Source organism: Candidatus Liberibacter asiaticus (assembly GCF_000590865.3).
In the GTDB taxonomy this organism is placed as follows: Bacteria; Pseudomonadota; Alphaproteobacteria; order Rhizobiales; family Rhizobiaceae; genus Liberibacter; species Liberibacter asiaticus.
In genome coordinates this window covers 235,481-253,006 of record NZ_CP010804.2, presented here as the reverse complement: position 1 = coordinate 253,006, position 17,526 = coordinate 235,481, and the positions used below count along the sequence as shown (strand labels likewise).

Below are 17,526 nucleotides of genomic sequence, written 5' to 3'. Positions count from 1 at the left end.
GTAGCAATTCCGTTTGCTATATGAGGATGTTGTAGATGTTTCTTAATTTTATAATGAAGGAGTGATTTGATATGGCTGTCCCTAAGAGAAAAACTAGTCCTTCAAAGCGAGGTATGCGTCGTTCTGCGGATGCCCTGACTCCCCCTGCTTATGTAGAGGATAAAAAGTCTGGAGAATTGCGGCGTCCACACCATGTAGATATGAAAACAGGTTTGTATCGGGGGCGTCAGGTTTTCGTTTTGAAGACAAAAGAATAACGTGCGTTGTTATGTTGCTCGTTGAATAGGTCGAATGTTTGGGTATTTGTTATGCATGATTATGCGGCTGTTCAGCGAATAGAGGGGGGAAATAGAAGTAGGTAGCATGTCATTTCTTCCTTGTTCATGCGACTTTGAGATATCATTTATACAGGGATCTACTCTGGTTTTTTATGTTCTGATAGGAATGAATTACAGAATAAGGGTTTTTTCTACCCAAAATATAAAAGGTCGTTTTAGTATAATTTCTTGTGTTTTGATTGATTTATGTACATTGTGAGAGATAAATGGGAAATGCGGTTCTGAAATAAAGACAGTTATTATAGCAATCGTATTTTAGAATAAAAGATGAGTTTTTCTCATGATTCGGGGGCGATAATCTGAGATTTCAAGATGTTGCCATTGTAAAATAGCCTTTTTCAAGGGGTTATCAAGAGAAGTATATGATATGAAACAATCGCAATCTAATATGGAATATTTTATACCTTTTTAAGTACGGTTCACCAAGGATTCTCTTCATGTCAGGTTCTCTGATTTTTGAATCATTTTTTGAACGTATGGAATTTTCAATATAAGGGGTATTTGGCGTCTTCTTTTAGTAAATGCATACTAGTATTACTTTTTTGTATAGGCTTTACTTAAACTCGGCAATTATCATTTGCTTCGTTACTTTTTATAGATGATTTGTGTTTTCTATAATAGTGATAACTAAGATTTATAAGTATATGTATAAATGAGTATTTTAGTACTAGTTCTCTAGCATTAAAGGATAAAGAAGTGTACTTTCAAGTATTTAGGCTTAATTTTTTTATTGTTCTTCTTAAGCCGCGTGTCATGTCTTTAGCTATATATACTGCTTTTGTTGGAATCGTTTTAGCACCTGGACATATAAGTGTATTAAAAAGTGTTATTAGTATTTTTGCTATAGCTATGGGAGCGGGAGCTTCTGGTGCTCTTAATATGTACTACGATGCAGACATTGATAAAATGATGGCGCGTACGGCATCACGTCCTATTCCGCTAGGTCAAATTTCTCCGTGGGAAGCTTGGGTATTAGGAGTTTCTTTGGCAGTTTCATCAATTGTGATAATGGGATTAGCCATCAATTGGGTATCGGCTACACTACTTTTCATGTCTATTTTTTGCTACGTTGTGATATATACGATTTGGCTTAAACGTTTTACGCCGCAAAATATTGTAATTGGAGGAATAGCGGGGGCTATCCCCCCAATGATTGGTTGGGCTTCTGTGACTGGTGATGTATCGATAGCATCTTTGGTGATGTTTTTGATCATTTTTCTTTGGACACCACCGCATTTTTGGTCCTTAGCATTATTATGTAAAGATGATTATCAGAAGGCTTCTATTCCTATGTTGCCGAATGTTGTTACAGATAGAACAACTAAAATGCATATTCTTATATATACAGTGTTGACTTCTATCGTAGGAGTTCTTCCCACGATGCTGGGCTTTGCCAGTGTTACGTATGGGATCATAGTATTCTTTTTAGGGTATCATTTTACTTTATGGGCATGGCGCACATTTTTGTGCAAAGAAGATAAAGATATTCGTGTGACGAAAAAACTTTTTTTGGAATCTATAACCTATCTTTTTGTGTTATTCACAATTTTAATGGTTGATCATCTTATAGATATGAAGACTGTCGAGCGCTATTTTTTTTCCAGTTTCTTATAGATTTATCAAGGATAATACGCCTAAGAACTCCTGGGAAATTTAGTTCTCATAGATTCATTTTTTTGGAATATTTGATATACTGTCACTAGGTAAGTAGTTAAAATGTATTGAGTGGAAACTTGAATCCTGCTACGAAGAGGAAAGAAAACATATCACTATGGTCGGATTCAAGAAAATGCATTTTTTATTGTCCGACGAATATGAAGGATATAATTTATATTTCTTTTTTCTTTCGCCAAGCAATTAGATCTTGGACTGAAATGATTTTCAAGTCATATTTCTTTGAAAATTCAATCACTTGTTTTCCTTTTTTGATTGTTCCATCATCGTTAACTAATTCGCAAATAACCGCTATCGGAGGTAGTCCTGTGATTTTACATAAATCGACTGATGCTTCTGTATGACCAGGGCGAACTAGTACTCCTCCATCGCGGGATATAAGAGGGAAGATATGTCCTGGGCGGACAAAATTATCCGCAATGCTGTGTGGATTAGCAAGGTTTTTGATGGTATATGCTCTGTCATCGGCAGATATGCCAGTAGTGATTCCATGTTTAGAATCAACGGAGACGGTAAAAGCAGTTTTGTGAACGGATTCATTTTCTAATACCATAGGATTAAGTTTAAGCTTATGTGCAGTGTGAAAGGGCATGGGAGTGCAAACGATTCCACAAGTATGGCGGATGATAAATGCCATTTTTTCGGATGTGCAATGTATGGCGGCAAGTACTAAGTCAGCTTCATTCTCGCGGTCATCTGCATCCGTGACGATAACCATTTCTCCTTTTTGAAAACTTTGAATGACATCTTCAATATATCGTTCATCTAACGACTTTTTCTGTTTCATATTTTTTTCTATCCTTCTAGTAATGAGTAAGCATCCGGTTAGTTATATTGCATATTATTTTGTTTATACCACGGATAGTACTAGTTAAGCATTATTGTATTTATCTCCATAGAGCTTTGTCTTAGAATTGAAGTAGCTCTGCAATATCTGAAAAATAAATCAATGAATAAGAAATGTTATGTAATTTTGAGTGCGTTAGGAAACATTGTTTGGTGATTTTTAGAATAGTTCTTCTATCTCTTGGGGTCAATAAATCAGTTGTCATTATACATTACATAATATTAAAAGCGTAGGTTTCTAGTAATGTATCTAGCGTCTTTCTTTAAAAAAATCCTGAATGATTTGTCTACTACGTTGTTCTGATATTCCTGGGTATATTTCTGGACTATGATGGCATGTTGCCAGCGTATAAAATTGGGTACCATTCTCTATGCCTCCACCTTTGGGATTAGAAGCTCCGTAATAAAGTCTACGAATTCGTGCCAAAGAAATAGCAGCGGCACACATTGTGCAGGGTTCTAATGTCACATATAAATCAACTTCGGGTAAAATTTCTTGTGATAATATTCGGCATCCCATGCGAATAGCTAATATTTCGGCATGTGCAGTAACATCTTTAAGTTCACGATTTCTATTCCCTGCACGGCTAATAATTTTATTGTTCAGGACAGCAACTGCGCCTACAGGAATTTCGTTACGCAAAGCAGCATTCTGTGCCTCTTCTAGGGCACAAGACATAAAAACATTTCCTTTCTTCATGACGTCCTTTCAAATGATAATATTCTGTATTCTGTATTCTGTATTCTGTATTCTGTATTCTGTATTCTGTATTCTGTACGGTGAATTATACCATAAAATACGATAAATGTCCTTATAAGGTTGATTAAACAATGTTTTTATACCCCATACCTTACCTTTTGTTTATGCAAGGATAAACGAAGCAACAAGATGAGATGCCTGTATCCCCAATCGTTTTCTATCCATTCGAAACATGAATCTCGATTATTTCTCGCAATAACCACTCAACTCTCCTAATGTTGGCTTCGGTGATTTTGTGCTATAACCCAATCGTAATTTTTTCGGTATTGGCTTGATAGACCCTTTTTTTAAAAAAAGTCTTGATATTGTTGCAATATAAACAGATTTGAACGTAAGGCTTCTAGGAAAGAGTAGGCGGGTGAGAATCCTTTCTAATTCTAGAATAGTATAAAAATTCCCATGTCGTATGCGTTCTTTGATGATATAAAGGAAAAGCGTGTCTTTATGGCATTTCCATCCTAATTCACCCTAAAGAATTTCCGGTTGTCCTCGCCAATAGATGGGTTTCCCTTATATTTTAAAAGTCACAAGAATGTGTTTAGCAATACGTTTCGTATCTTTGGTTTTTGAGAAGATACGACGTCACTTGAATCTTTTATGAATCTTCAGCTCTTAATGAGAAGAAGTTTTTTTCTTTATAACGCTGTTTAAAGGAAAGGTCGTACTAGACCTTTTTATAATTTAAAAGGTATCCTTGTGTTTATTGTAACATCGTGAACATTGTGATTTAATTGGTCGGCATTTTAATTTTTTTTCAAGGGTTTTATATTCTATGCTTGGTCCATGGAAAGTGGAGATTTTCTATAGCACTTTTGATAATAAATTTAACTTTATCATTGTCATTTGATGGTGGAATGATCGTTATTTCTAATGATCCCTGTTTCTGTAATATTTCTGGTGTAATGAGTAGTGAAACATTGCATAATTTGGTGTTTATATCTCTTATCGTTGTTATGAGAATGTCAGATAATTGGCAAGATAAACGGATCATGTCTTTTCTTTTAAGGACACCCACAATGACATCACTTCTATGGCATCCAACGCAAAATGATTTTTTAATGCAGAGAAATTTTCTTGGTTGCATTGATCGTAGTATTTCTTTTAGAGAAGATTGATTTTTTTCTTGAAGATCTTCTTTTTGCACATGAGGAGCTTCGTGGAATGGGGTGATTAAAGCTGATTTCCATTGGGAGAATATGAAAGATGGAGGATTGGAATAATTTGAAATAAGGGTATTTTTATCTACTAATGCAACGAGATTCCCCTTTTCAGATATGAGTAGATCAGGAGAAAAAGAATAAGGGAAAGTGAAGAGGATAATGATGGTGATTCCAATCATTATGCTACCAATATGACGAATGTTTGTTTTGCAAAATACCATTAATAGAAATTCAACTACTATGGTTACAAATGAAGTTTCAGGAATTCTTCCGATGCAGAATTCATTGTGTGCCACTGAAATTCTATGTGCAATATGAATGATGATATCGAGTCCCCAAGCCATTACACCGAAAGGTATGTTATCTAAAGACAGAATCATTAATAAGATGGCTATAAGCCCTGCAGGTATCACTACAAATGATAAGATTGGTATAGCAAGGATATTGGCAATTAACCCATATACGGGTATGCAGTGAAAATGTTTTATCAAAAAAATTGAAGCTGAGGCGCTGCCGTATGTTCCTATATTAGCTCGAATCTCATTCAAAAAAGATTGTTTTATTGATGAAATTTTTTTCCAAGTCCAAGTATTATGAGATTCGGATGAATATATCATTTTGGGTATGGAATAGAAATAACCGATAGCACTAATTCCTTTGTAATAAGAAGAAAAATTAAAGTCAAAAAGTCCAGGAAAGGCAGGTCCTGATGGTGGGGATAGTCTTGCAATTCCTTCTATTGTTGTTTCAGCAGGGAAGGGATCGTATTTCTTTGTGATAGATAACATTACTTGTTGTAATAACAATTCTGAATGATGATAATATGTTGTAAAAACTTGAACTAAATAGCGCCATTTTCCACCCTGTAAGGGTTCACGCTATTTGACGATTCCTCGTAAATTAGTCGTAATAGATTGAGAAAGGATAGTGGTAGGATTGCGTGTAATCTCAATAGCCGCCAGTATCATCCTTGTCAGAAAATATGTAAGAGTTTTTACGATAAGGAGTATATGAGGATGCGAATACCGAATTCTCAGTGAGATGATCGCTATGATGAGAATGCTTAGTACAATCCCCCAAATGGGTATCTCTGGAGAGTATACAAACCAGAATATTGCTCCAAATGCGAGAAAAACAGGAATGAATAAGAAAAAACCTCCATATTCTTGTTCTAATTGTATGAGATATTTAACATGTTGTATAATATTGCATAACGGGTTAGAAATTTTCTTTTGGAGCATGTAATTTATTCGTAAAATATGGGTTGTTACGACATGATTTTTATGAGATTTAAAGAAAAAAGAATATTTTAGTGTGTCTGTAGAATATTTCAGCTATGTAATATCATATTATTTGTGCATTTGGATACTAGGTGATTTGTTTTTAATTGTTAATCTTGCTTTTGGCAGTACAAGATTTTTTGTAAGGAAAGTGGTTTATGACGGATAAATTTGCAAAACTCCATTTGGGACATGAGGAGATTGATCTGCCTATAAAGGAGGGTAGTTTGGGTTCTTCTGTGTTAGATATATCGTTTCTTCATAAAAATGGTATTTTTACCTATGACCCGGCTTTTTCTTCCACTGCTTCTTGTAAATCTAAAATAACTTTTATTGATGGTAATAACGGAATACTGTTGTATCGTGGTTATCCGATTGAGCAGTTGTCAGAGAAGAGTGATTTTTTAGAGGTTTGTTACTTGTTGTTGCATGGGGAGTTAGCCAATGTCAGTCAACAAAAAGATTTCAATGATAAAATTTCAAGGCATGCTTTGTTAAATGAGAATATGTCTCGGTTTTTTATGGGTTTTCCGAGTAGTGCGCATCCCATGGCTATGTTGGTGAGTGCAGTAGGTGCCTTGTCATCCTTTTACTATAGTCCCTCTGGTGTGCAAGATTTGGAACAATGCGTAAACGTGTCCCTACGCATGATTGCTAAAATATCCACTATAGCAGCAATGATTTACAAATATTCTATAGGACAACCTTTTGTATATCCAAGGAGTGATCTTGATTATGCTTCAAATTTTTTGCATATGTGTTTTTCGGTTCCTTGTGCAGAATATCAGGTAAATCCTTTATTAGCTCGTGCTATGAATCGTATATTTATATTGCATGCCGATCATGAACAGAATGCGTCGACTTCCACAGTGCGTTTAGCTGGATCCTCTGGTGCGGATCCTTTTGCATGTATTGCGGCTGGCGTAGCTTGTCTTGGAGGGCGTGCACATGGTGGGGCTAATGAAGAAGCGCTTAATATGTTGATGGAGATAGGCTCGCTAGAGCGGATTCCTCATTACATAATGCGGGCTAAAGATAAGAATGATCCATTTCGTATTATGGGATTTGGGCATCGTGTTTATAGAAATCATGATCCTCGGTGTAGAATTATGCGAGAGACCATGTATGAAGTTCTGGAGGTAACAGGGCGTTTCAATGATCCAATAGCACAGGTTGCCATTGAATTAGAAAGAATTGCTCTTGAAGATGAATACTTTATTGAGCGAAAACTCTATCCCAACGTTGATTTTTACTCTGGTATTACATTAAGAGCTTTGGGTTTCCCAACAAATTTATTCACGGTATTGTTTGCAGTGGCACGTACAGCTGGTTGGGTATCGCAGTGGACAGAGATGATAGTGGATCCATCGCGACGGATAGGTCGGCCTCGTCAACTTTATACGGGTGCTTTAAAACGAGATTATGTTCCTTTAGAAGAGAGAGAATAAGTGCTTTTGAGAAGCATATGTTTTTACGGTAAGGGTTAATAGTTGATGCCTTTATCTTTTTGCGATCTCAGGGTAATTTTTCAAGAGGCGTTTTTTATTTGTTCATTATTCGTGGTAATCGCTTGTTTTGTTTGGATTATTTCTGAGATTGTCTTAAATTGATAAGAAGGCATTATCTGTATTTTTTCTAATTTTAAAGAATTGTGTTTCGGCCCATGTATATATTTTATTGGGAGAAAGTAGTTGTATGTTGCAAAATTGGTATTGACAATTATGAGATTATACGAATTTTTGAAGATTAGAGTAAGATATTTTTCTATAACGAGTAAGGTACATGGGTGTCGATAACATATCTAATTCAAATACTTTAGTTGAAGAGAATGTTAAAGCTGTTTCTCTGCGGTTTGCTTTGGAGGAAAGGTATCTTGCATATGCTTTGTCTACAATTAAAGAGCGTGCAATTCCAGATTTACGGGATGGTTTTAAGCCTGTACACAGGCGCATTATCCATGCAATGAGTGAAATGGGTTTGGATTTTGGGGCTGCTTTTAAGAAAAGTGCTCGTATTGTTGGTGAGGTGATAGGTAAGTTACATCCTCATGGAGATCAGTCTGTATATGATTCGTTAGTACGGCTTGCTCAACCTTTTGTCCAAAGATATCCGCTGATCAGTGGGCAAGGTAATTTTGGTAATATTGACGGTGATAGTGCGGCAGCTTATCGTTATACAGAAGCGCGTATGACTCAAGTTGCTGAGTTGATTCTTCAGGGAGTCGATGAGGATGCTGTTGATTTTCGTGATACATATAATGAAGAAGATTCAGAGCCTGTTGTTTTTCCAAGTAAATTTCCAAATCTTTTAGCTAATGGTACATCTGGCATAGCTGTAGGTATGGCCACGTCTATTCCTTCGCATAATGTTCAAGAGATTTGTGAAGCAGCTCTTGCTTTGATTGATAATCCAGAAATATCGATAGAAAAATTACTTGAATATATTATAGGTCCTGATTTTCCAACAGGTGGTATTATTGTTGAGAGTCGTGAGAGTATTGTAGAATCCTATCGTTTAGGTCGAGGTGGTTTTAGAGTCCGTGCTAGATGGTGCGTTGAAGAAGTAGGGCGTGGTTCTTGGTGTATTGTTGTTACTGAAATACCTTATCAGGTACAAAAATCGCGATTAATTGAAAAAATCGCTGAGCTTATTATAGCTAAAAGAATACCTTTGTTAGAAGATATTCGTGATGAATCTGCTGAAGATGTGCGAATTGTTTTATTCCCTAAAAATCGTTCAGTAGATCCTGATTTATTAATGGAATCAATTTTTATGTTAAGTGACATGGAGACACGATTTCCATTGAATATGAATGTTTTATCAATGGGTCGTGTTCCTCAAGTGATGCCGCTTGATGGTATATTAAAAGAGTGGCTTGCGCATCGCCGAGAAGTTCTTTTTCGACGATCCTCGTTTCGAATGCAAGCAATTGATCGTCGAGTAGAAATATTAAAAGGTTTATTGATTGCGTATTTGAATATTGATGAGATCATTGCCATTATTAGAAATGAAGATAAACCAAAACCAGTAATGGTATCGCGTTTTTCCCTGACAGAAAATCAAGTTGATGCCATACTTAATTTGAGATTACGTTCATTACGTAAGTTAGAAGAGTATCAGATTAAGTCGGAGTTAGATAATTTACTCGCTGAGAAGGAAAAGATTGATTCTTTGTTGAATTCGGGAAAACAACAATGGAATCAGATAGCTTGCGAGATTCGTGAAGTAAAAGAGATTTTCTCTAAATCGACGGATTTGGGTAGAAGGCGTACGACATTTTGTGAGGTATCAAGGGCTGATAAAGCAACATTACAACAAGCGATGATTGAAAAAGAGCCCATAACGGTTGTTATTTCTAATCGGGGTTGGATTCGATCTTTAAAGAGTCATTCTGTTGATCTGTCAGCTCTTCATTTCAAAGAAGGCGATAGTTTGAAAATAGCATTGCATGCTCATACTACGGACAGGATACTGCTTTTATCAACGGATGGAAAAGCATATACGCTTCCTGCGGGTAATTTGTTGAGTGGGCGTGGTCATGGAGAAGCAATACAATTGTTAATTGATCTTAATCACAATCAAGACATTGTGACGGCATTTGTTTATGATTCGACATGTAAGTTACTAGTTGTGTCCAGTAAAGGAAATGCTTTTATAGTAGAAGAATCAGAGATCATTGCCAATACTCGTAAGGGTAAAACATTCTTAAAAGTTTCTTCCGAAGAGAAGATGAAATTGGTAGTAAAAGTGACAGGCGATCACGTTGCTGTTGTGGGGGAAAATCGTAAGTTACTGATATTTTCCATCGATCAGATTCCTGAAATGAGTCGTGGCAAGGGCGTGCGTCTGCAATCATATAAAGATGGAGGTATTTCTGATGTTATATGTTTTAAGATATGCGAAGGACTTACTTGGATAGATAGTGCAGGGCGTTCTTATAATCGATCTGAAAATGATTTATTAGGATGGTTAGGTAAGCGTGGAGGGGTAGGTTCTCTTGTACCAAAAGGATTTCCTCGTTCAGGTAAGTTTTTGAGTTCATAATATTGGCGCGATTTTGAGATATTATTAGGATCACAGTGGTAGAGGGTTTGTGGTTCTCTCAAAATTAAAGGATTGGATTTTTTGCAGGTGCATGTCGACGAATTTTTTAATTATTATGATCAGCATGTTTGATATGAGAGAATTTTAGAATATTTTTCTTCACACGAGAATTTTTAGTGCCCTGTTATTTTTATGGGGGATACTTCCACAATGAAAATGGTTATGAGAAAAAAGGCATAAAATTTCTGATATCAAAAAGTCGTATTAGATGTGTGCAGTTTGGGATCAATTGAATCTAAGAATGAGTAAGAATACGGGCAGCTTCCATTGCAAAATAGGTAAAAATACCATCGCATCCTGCGCGTTTAAAGGCTAGTAAACTCTCCATCATCGCATCGTTTTTGTTGATCCATCCTTGAAGAGAGGCCGCTTTGATCATGGCATATTCGCCAGATACTTGATAGGCAAAAGTGGGTAATCCGAATTTTTCTTTAATTCGGAAACAGACATCCAAATAAGGTAATCCAGGTTTTACCAAAAGCATATCAGCGCTTTCTTGAATATCAATAGATGCTTCGCGGATTGCTTCTTGTACGTTAGCAGGATCCAAATAATAAGTTTTCTTATCCCCTTTCAAAAGGTCTCGAGTGGAAATAGCATCACGATATGGTCCATAAAATGAAGAATTGAATTTGGCGACATAGGGCATAATACCCACATTGATGTGACCATGACTATCAAGTTTTTTTCTAATCTCTTGCACTCGCCCATCCATCATTTCCGATGGAGCGATGATATCCGCTCCTGCATCTGCTTGTATTACTGCTGCATGTGAGATGAGTTCTATCGTTTCGTCATTAACGATTTCACCATCGCATAATATGCCATCATGTCCATGTATGGTAAAAGGATCCAAGGCAACATCCGTGATAATGCCTATATTGGGAATATTTTTCTTGATAGCGCAAATGCCTTCATTAATCAGGTTATCTGGATCTATGATATGTGATCCTGTATTATTGCGTAAATCCATTGGGATATTAGGGAATATAGCGATAGCTGGTATTCCTAAATCAGCAACTTGCTTGATTTTCTCTACTGCAACATCAATACTCATACGCATAACATCAGGCATGGAATTTATTGACTCTACTGTTTTTTCCCCAGAAGTGAGGAATATGGGTAAGATGAGATCGCTGACAGATAACCGATGCTCCCGAACCATTTCCCGTATCCAATTGGACTTACGATTTCTTCTCATACGTCGATGACAACATATCTTATGACTAATTGCATTGGTATTACACAAAGGCTTATCCTCTCGCATTATTTCGGCAAGCAATATCACATAAAATGTAAAGAGCAAAGTTAAAAATCTAATGCCAAATTCGACCGCAAATCTATTTTTACTGATCTCAATTGGCAATTTTTCTTTTAGTAGTAATATTATTCTCTGCCATTTCTACTATCGGTATTTGACGTATTCGATGTGCGATTGTAAAAGGCAATAATTTACGTTAACGACATAAATATTATAATTGCTAATGAGGCATTAAGGCTGAGTTTTAATTAGAACTTGAATAGTATGTGTTAGTATTCCTGTTGGTATGGTTTCAAGAACTGTATTTTTTAAACCAAAGGGGCATATTGATGAACAATAATATACAATCAAAGATAATTTCGGACACGGATAGTGCTATAGGAAACGATATCTCTGGTCTATATGTGGAATGCTTGCGTTTGGTTGAGCGATTACACAGAAGTCTTTTGGATGTTACAAGGGATGAGTTTGAAAGACAGGGACGTAGTGATGTGAATGCTGTGCAAGCACTTTTACTTTTCAATATAGGTGATCTTGAGTTAACAGCAGGAGAATTACGTTCAAGAGGATATTATTTGGGTTCTAATGTATCATATAATTTAAAGAAATTGATAGATCTCGGCTTTATTAAACATCAAAGATCGCGTATTGATAAGAGGTCTATTCGAATTAGTTTGACTCAATCCGGAAAAGAGATAGCAGAGACTATTTCTCAACTCTATCAACGTCATATAGAGTCGATTGATAAGGTAGGGGGATTATCGGTTGACGATTTTATTGCTATGAACAAGCTCCTACAGCGTTTAAATCGTTTTTGGGGTGATCAGATTGCGTATCGACTTTGAGGAATAGATATGAAAGTGATAACATATTTCTTTAAATTTCTGTGATTTAAATTAGGTAACCTTCCTTATTTTGTAGGATTTCTTCTAATATTCCTTGTATTTTAATTATGTTCGAATTTTATTTTGTGTTATTGTCGGTGGTATATGATAGCACTTATCGCATAATATTTTGGATATCGATCGAATATAGGAAGAAATATGGTTGGATATTTAAAGATAAATAAGATTTTATATTGTTTTTTTGTTTATTTGATATTGCCTATGGGTCTTTCTCTGGTAGAGAAACCCATTCATGCGAGTGTACTAGATGAAATTATTAATGAATCGTATCATTCTATTGTAAATGATCGTTTTGATAATTTTCTTGCTCGTGTAGATATGGGAATTGATTCGGATATCCCAATTATCAGTAAGGAAACCATTGCTCAAACTGAAAAGGCGATAGCATTTTATCAGGATATACTTAGTAGAGGAGGGTGGCCAGAGTTACCAATCCGTCCTTTGCATTTGGGTAATTCTAGTGTTTCGGTGCAAAGATTACGGGAAAGACTTATTATATCAGGTGATCTTGATCCTTCTAAGGGACTGTCTGTAGCATTTGATGCATATGTTGAATCTGCTGTTAAATTATTTCAAATGCGACATGGATTAGATCCTAGTGGAATGGTTGATTCTTCTACTCTTGAGGCTATGAATGTGCCTGTAGATTTAAGGATTCGACAATTGCAGGTGAATCTTATGCGCATTAAGAAGCTTTTAGAACAGAAGATGGGGCTTCGTTACGTATTAGTGAATATTCCTGCTGCATCCTTAGAAGCTGTAGAGAATGGTAAGGTAGGATTGCGTAGTACAGTTATAGTAGGAAGAGTAGATCGTCAAACCCCCATTTTACACTCTAGAATAAATCGCATTATGTTCAATCCTTATTGGGTGATCCCGCGGTCTATTATTCAGAAGGATATGATGGCATTGTTGCGTCAAGATCCTCAATACTTGAAGGATAATAATATCCATATGATTGATGAGAAGGGTAAAGAGGTTTTCGTGGAGGAAGTGGATTGGAACAGTCCTGAGCCTCCTAATTTTATTTTTCGACAGGATCCTGGTAAGATTAATGCAATGGCTTCGACTAAGATTGAATTTTACAGTCGAAACAATACGTACATGCATGATACACCCGAGCCTATTTTATTTAACAATGTTGTGAGATTTGAAACTTCTGGATGTGTCCGTGTAAGAAATATCATTGATTTAGATGTATGGCTTCTTAAAGATACACCTACTTGGTCACGGTATCATATTGAAGAGGTTGTCAAGACACGTAAGACTACTCCTGTCAAGCTTGCTACAGAAGTTCCTGTTCATTTTGTTTACATATCAGCGTGGTCGCCGAAGGATTCAATAATACAATTTCGGGATGACATTTATGGATTAGATAATGTTCACGTAGGTATTATTCCTCTTCCTGAGGATCATCCTATAGATTCTGACTGATCGTTGTATCATTGAAACGATATTGAAGGACTGGTTATGTGTATTTAACAGGTATTGTTGCTGTCATATGTTCTATGGCAGGAAGATTTGTGATATATAGGGAGTTGCATTATGACTATAATATGTAAAAATCGTTTTTTTCAGCAGTCCTTGATAGAGTCTGATCCAGATGTTTTTTCTCTTATCGGACAAGAATCCTGTCGGCAAAATGATGAGATACAGTTGATTGCATCTGAGAACATAGTTTCACGAGCTGTTTTAGAGGCGCAAGGATCTATTCTTACCAATAAATATGCTGAAGGGTATCCCAGTAAGCGTTATTACGGTGGTTGTCAGTATGTTGATGATATTGAAAATATTGCGATTGAGCGGGCAAAGAAGTTATTCAATGTTAATTTCGTTAACGTTCAGTCTCATTCTGGATCTCAGATGAATCAAGGAGTTTTCTTAGCATTGATGCATCCTGGTGATAGTTTTATGGGTTTGAGTTTAGATTCAGGAGGGCATTTAACTCATGGATCATCGGTGAATATGTCTGGAAAGTGGTTTAAAGCTATTCCCTATAATGTTAGAAAAGAAGATGGTTTGCTCGATATGCATGAGATTGAGAGTTTAGCTATTGAATATAATCCTAAGTTGATTATAGTAGGCGGTACAGCCTATTCTCGTGTTTGGGATTGGGAACGTTTTCGTTCAATCGCAGATTCCATTGGTGCGTATCTTATGGCAGATATATCTCATATTTCGGGTCTTGTAGTGGGAGGTCAGCATCCTTCTCCTGTTCCGCATTGTCATATAGTGACCACCACAACTCATAAATCGTTAAGAGGTCCGCGTGGTGGATTAATAATGACTAATCATGCTGATTTAGCTAAAAAGATCAATAGTGCTATTTTCCCAGGCTTGCAAGGAGGGCCGTTTATGCATTCTATTGCAGCTAAAGCGGTCGCCTTTGGTGAGGCATTAAGTTCTGAATTTCGAGATTATGCTAAACAGATTGTCTTGAACTCTCAAGCTCTCGCCAAGAAACTACAATTTTTGGGATTTGATATCGTTTCTGGTGGTACGGATAATCATCTTATGTTGGTAGATTTACGCTCGAAACGCATGACAGGGAAAAGAGCAGAAAGTATTCTTGGTCGAGTTTCGATTACCTGTAATAAAAATAGTATTCCATTTGATCCCGAAAGTCCTTTTATTACTTCTGGTATTCGTTTGGGCACTCCTTCTGGAACAACTAGGGGATTCAAGGAAAAAGATTTTGAATATATAGGAGAGTTGATTGCACAAATTCTAGATGGATCTTCGTCTGATGAAGAGAATCATTCGTTAGAGTTAACGGTGCTTCATAAAGTTCAAGAATTTGTTCATTGTTTCCCTATTTATGATTTTTCCGCTTCTGCGTTGAAATAGTTGTTGGCTATATTTAGATTCGGGTTTGAGCATTAATTTTCTTCAAGCTGGATCATTGGTGGCTACTGGTTTTTTGGAAAAAATATTTGTGGGAAATTTTCTAGATTCTTTGTCATTCCCTTGCTTTATAGGAATTTCATGTGGTGCCTGTATCTTCTTTTGATGCGAGGTTTATGTCTGCTGCGTTGAGATTTTCTCGTTGGCATGTGGGTTTAACTTCGACTAATCCTTCTGTTGCTTGTTTAATTGTTAAGGATGGAATTGTCATTGGCAGAGGTGTGACTGCTTATGGAGGATGTCCCCATGCTGAAGTACAAGCTCTTGAAGAAGCTGGAGAAGAAGCACGAGGTGCTACAGCTTATGTTACTTTAGAACCTTGTTCGCATTACGGACGATCTCCCCCTTGTGCACAATTTATTATTGAATGTGGAATAAGACGTGTGGTTGTCTGTGTTGATGATCCTGATGTGCGAGTCTCTGGGAGAGGGCTACAATGGCTATCGCAAAAAGGCATTATTGTTGACAGGATGATGGAAAGTGAAGGAAAAATATTTCTTCATGCTTATTTGACACGTCAAGTTGAAAAACGATCTCATATTACACTTAAGATTGCAGTTTCTCAAGATAACATGATTGGTATGGCAGGATGCGGATCCGTACCTATTACGGGGTTTATTTCAAAAAATCAAGTGCATTTATTGAGAGCACAGTCAGATGCTATTCTTGTAGGTATAGGTACGGTACTTGCCGATGATCCAGAATTAACTTGTAGATTAAATGGTTTGCAGGAACATTCTCCTATGCGTATCATTCTAGATCCACATTTCAAACTATCTCTTGATTCTAAAATTATAAAAACAGCATTATTAGCACCTGTTATTATTGTAACTGAGAATGATGATCCTGTTCTTGCTCTTGCCTTTAGAAAAAAGAATATAAATATTATTTATTGTGATTGTCGTGATTTGAAAAAGTTGTTGACCATATTGGTAGGTCGAGGTGTTACTTCGTTATTAGTGGAAGGAGGGGCAGCGGTAGCTCATTCTTTTATCAATTCTAGATTAGTGGATTCTATTATTCTTTATAGATCACAGATAGTCATAGGTGAGGGGGGTATTCCTTCTCCTCTAGAAGAAGGATATCTTGAAAAGAATTTTATGTGTGTCCGACGTGATTATTTTGGTTCTGATGTTTGTCTTGAGTATATAGGAAAAAATTTGTGTTTACAGGAATTGTGACGGATATAGGCAAAATTATAGCTATGACACCAATAGCAAAAGGTATGCGATTGCGTGTAATGACATCTTACAACACTTCTAAAATGAAACTCGGTTGCTCTATAGCACACGCTGGTATTTGTTTAACGGTTGTACGACTATCAGAAGAGCATTCGGTTGATAATTGGTATGAAGTAGAAGTTTGGGCGGAGACTAATCGGATCACTAATATAGCTTCATGGGGTATAGGGACTTTTATTAATTTAGAAAGATCCGTGAAATTAGGTGATCGATTGGACGGACACCTTGTTTCTGGTCATATTGATGGGACGGTAGAAATTCTTTTTCTAGATTTTATTGGCGACTCTATGTATTGTCGTCTCAGTCTTCCTCATAACTTAGAACAATTTATAGCAGTTAAGGGATCCGTATGCCTTAATGGAGTGTCATTAACAGTGAATTTAGTAGGTAAGAATTTTTTTGATGTTTTATTAATTCGTCATACTATTGAGGAGACAACGTGGAAGATGCATAAAGTAGGTGATTTGATCAATATAGAAGTAGATTCTATGATGCGTTATATTGCACGATTATATGCGTTGAATACTTCTCAGTAGAAGCGATATCAATAAGGTGTTTTTTTTAGATGATTGTGGTGTAGTGTGGATGGAGTATAAGTAATGGAGGTTTTCATTCCTCATGTTTTAATCATAGAAGCTCGCTTCTATGAAAATCTTTCTGCAATGCTATTTGAAGGTTGTGTAAATGTTTTGCACAGTAGAGCCGTTCAGTGGAGTTCTATAGTAACGCCAGGTGTTTTGGAAATACCTGCTGCCGTTAGCATGGTAATGAATGCTAAAACGCGTAGTGTAACATATGATGGGATTATCGTTCTTGGTGTCGTGATGAGGGGAAAAACTGCTCATTGTGATGTTATAGCACATGCTGTAACACGTGGGCTTGTAGATCTTTCGATCAACGGTTCTCTTCCTATCGGGAATGGAATTGTTGTGGTAGATAGCGAACAACAAGCCTTTGATCGTGTTAGTCCTTCTCATCTAGATAGAGGTGGATGTGCAGCACGTTCTGCTCTTGCAATGATTGAATTAAAAAAAAGTTTATCTGAATAGGTTT

14 protein-coding genes and 1 pseudogene are annotated in these 17,526 nt (G+C 36.5%); 10 read left to right on the top strand and 5 right to left on the bottom strand.

Translation table 11 applies throughout. The features are described 5' to 3' along the window. Window positions 1–71 precede the first annotated feature (71 nt). Both rpmF and CD16_RS01165 read left to right on the top strand, forming a co-directional pair. Complete coding sequence (gene rpmF / locus CD16_RS01170) at window positions 72–257, top strand: 50S ribosomal protein L32 (RefSeq protein WP_012778580.1); 186 nt, start codon at window positions 72–74, stop codon at window positions 255–257. A 777-nt stretch (window positions 258–1,034) separates the two neighbouring features. Further along, the gene (locus CD16_RS01165) at window positions 1,035–1,952 is read left to right on the top strand and encodes a heme o synthase (protein ID WP_012778579.1); all 918 of its coding nucleotides are present in this window, start codon (window positions 1,035–1,037) and stop codon (window positions 1,950–1,952) included. A gap of 220 nt (window positions 1,953–2,172) precedes the next feature. On the opposite strand, the pseudogene ribB reads toward CD16_RS01165, so the two are convergent. From ribB to CD16_RS01145, 4 genes and pseudogenes are all read right to left on the bottom strand, one after another. Further along, window positions 2,173–2,799, bottom strand: a pseudogene (ribB, locus tag CD16_RS01160) (3,4-dihydroxy-2-butanone-4-phosphate synthase); the annotation flags it as partial. A gap of 309 nt (window positions 2,800–3,108) precedes the next feature. After that, window positions 3,109–3,558 carry a nucleoside deaminase gene (locus tag CD16_RS01155; RefSeq protein WP_012778577.1) on the bottom strand — a complete coding sequence of 150 codons (450 nt, stop codon included), beginning with the start codon at window positions 3,556–3,558 and terminating at the stop codon, window positions 3,109–3,111. Between the two features lie 823 nt (window positions 3,559–4,381). Then, window positions 4,382–5,566, bottom strand: a complete 1,185-nt coding sequence (locus tag CD16_RS01150; protein WP_012778576.1) for a ComEC/Rec2 family competence protein — start codon at window positions 5,564–5,566, stop codon at window positions 4,382–4,384. 90 nt (window positions 5,567–5,656) lie between these two features. Further along, window positions 5,657–6,019: a hypothetical protein gene (locus CD16_RS01145; protein WP_012778575.1), complete on the bottom strand. Its 363-nt coding sequence runs from the start codon at window positions 6,017–6,019 to the stop codon at window positions 5,657–5,659. A gap of 197 nt (window positions 6,020–6,216) precedes the next feature. Here CD16_RS01145 and CD16_RS01140 point away from each other — a divergent pair, with 197 nt between their 5' ends. Both CD16_RS01140 and parC read left to right on the top strand, forming a co-directional pair. After that, the gene (locus CD16_RS01140; RefSeq protein ID WP_012778574.1) at window positions 6,217–7,506 is read left to right on the top strand and encodes a citrate synthase; all 1,290 of its coding nucleotides are present in this window, start codon (window positions 6,217–6,219) and stop codon (window positions 7,504–7,506) included. Window positions 7,507–7,840: 334 nt separating this feature from the next. After that, a complete protein-coding gene (gene parC, locus CD16_RS01135; protein ID WP_015452341.1) occupies window positions 7,841–10,102 on the top strand; it encodes a DNA topoisomerase IV subunit A in 2,262 nt (753 codons plus the stop codon). A gap of 295 nt (window positions 10,103–10,397) precedes the next feature. On the opposite strand, the gene hemB is transcribed toward parC, so the two are convergent. Continuing rightward, window positions 10,398–11,429: a porphobilinogen synthase gene (hemB, locus tag CD16_RS01130; protein ID WP_045490431.1), complete on the bottom strand. Its 1,032-nt coding sequence runs from the start codon at window positions 11,427–11,429 to the stop codon at window positions 10,398–10,400. A gap of 323 nt (window positions 11,430–11,752) precedes the next feature. Between hemB and ldtR the strand changes: the two genes are divergently transcribed. The 6 genes from ldtR to CD16_RS01100 all read left to right on the top strand — a co-directional run bounded on the left by ldtR (window position 11,753) and on the right by CD16_RS01100 (window position 17,522). Beyond that, window positions 11,753–12,268 (top strand): transcriptional regulator LdtR, encoded by a 516-nt coding sequence (gene ldtR / locus CD16_RS01125; RefSeq protein WP_012778570.1) that lies wholly within the window; start codon window positions 11,753–11,755, stop codon window positions 12,266–12,268. A gap of 198 nt (window positions 12,269–12,466) precedes the next feature. Further along, entirely contained in the window at window positions 12,467–13,762 is a 1,296-nt protein-coding gene (locus CD16_RS01120; protein WP_012778569.1) for a L,D-transpeptidase family protein, read from the top strand. Window positions 13,763–13,873: 111 nt separating this feature from the next. Beyond that, on the top strand, window positions 13,874–15,175 hold the full coding sequence (glyA, locus tag CD16_RS01115) for a serine hydroxymethyltransferase (protein WP_012778568.1): 1,302 nt from the start codon (window positions 13,874–13,876) through the stop codon (window positions 15,173–15,175). 143 nt (window positions 15,176–15,318) lie between these two features. Further along, window positions 15,319–16,413 carry a bifunctional diaminohydroxyphosphoribosylaminopyrimidine deaminase/5-amino-6-(5-phosphoribosylamino)uracil reductase RibD gene (gene ribD, locus CD16_RS01110; protein ID WP_012778567.1) on the top strand — a complete coding sequence of 365 codons (1,095 nt, stop codon included), beginning with the start codon at window positions 15,319–15,321 and terminating at the stop codon, window positions 16,411–16,413. Further along, window positions 16,395–17,009, top strand: coding sequence for a riboflavin synthase (locus CD16_RS01105; RefSeq protein ID WP_012778566.1), 615 nt, complete (start codon window positions 16,395–16,397; stop codon window positions 17,007–17,009). Before ribD ends, CD16_RS01105 begins: the two co-directional genes overlap by 19 nt. Before the next feature lie 63 nt (window positions 17,010–17,072). Next, a complete protein-coding gene (locus CD16_RS01100) occupies window positions 17,073–17,522 on the top strand; it encodes a 6,7-dimethyl-8-ribityllumazine synthase (protein ID WP_012778565.1) in 450 nt (149 codons plus the stop codon). The last annotated feature ends 4 nt before the right edge of the window (window positions 17,523–17,526 follow it).

What these genes read in the sequence shown, in the direction of transcription:
- CD16_RS01100 (WP_012778565.1), top strand. Translation starts at nt 17,073, where the DNA reads ATGGAGGTTTTCATTCCTCATGTTTTAATCATAGAAGCTCGCTTCTAT.
- glyA (WP_012778568.1), top strand. Translation starts at nt 13,874, where the DNA reads ATGACTATAATATGTAAAAATCGTTTTTTTCAGCAGTCCTTGATAGAG.
- rpmF (WP_012778580.1), top strand. Translation starts at nt 72, where the DNA reads ATGGCTGTCCCTAAGAGAAAAACTAGTCCTTCAAAGCGAGGTATGCGT.
- CD16_RS01140 (WP_012778574.1), top strand. Translation starts at nt 6,217, where the DNA reads ATGACGGATAAATTTGCAAAACTCCATTTGGGACATGAGGAGATTGAT.
- CD16_RS01145 (WP_012778575.1), bottom strand. Translation starts at nt 6,019, where the DNA reads ATGCTCCAAAAGAAAATTTCTAACCCGTTATGCAATATTATACAACAT.
- hemB (WP_045490431.1), bottom strand. Translation starts at nt 11,429, where the DNA reads ATGCGAGAGGATAAGCCTTTGTGTAATACCAATGCAATTAGTCATAAG.
- parC (WP_015452341.1), top strand. Translation starts at nt 7,841, where the DNA reads ATGGGTGTCGATAACATATCTAATTCAAATACTTTAGTTGAAGAGAAT.
- CD16_RS01150 (WP_012778576.1), bottom strand. Translation starts at nt 5,566, where the DNA reads ATGTTATCTATCACAAAGAAATACGATCCCTTCCCTGCTGAAACAACA.
- CD16_RS01155 (WP_012778577.1), bottom strand. Translation starts at nt 3,558, where the DNA reads ATGAAGAAAGGAAATGTTTTTATGTCTTGTGCCCTAGAAGAGGCACAG.
- ldtR (WP_012778570.1), top strand. Translation starts at nt 11,753, where the DNA reads ATGAACAATAATATACAATCAAAGATAATTTCGGACACGGATAGTGCT.
- CD16_RS01120 (WP_012778569.1), top strand. Translation starts at nt 12,467, where the DNA reads ATGGTTGGATATTTAAAGATAAATAAGATTTTATATTGTTTTTTTGTT.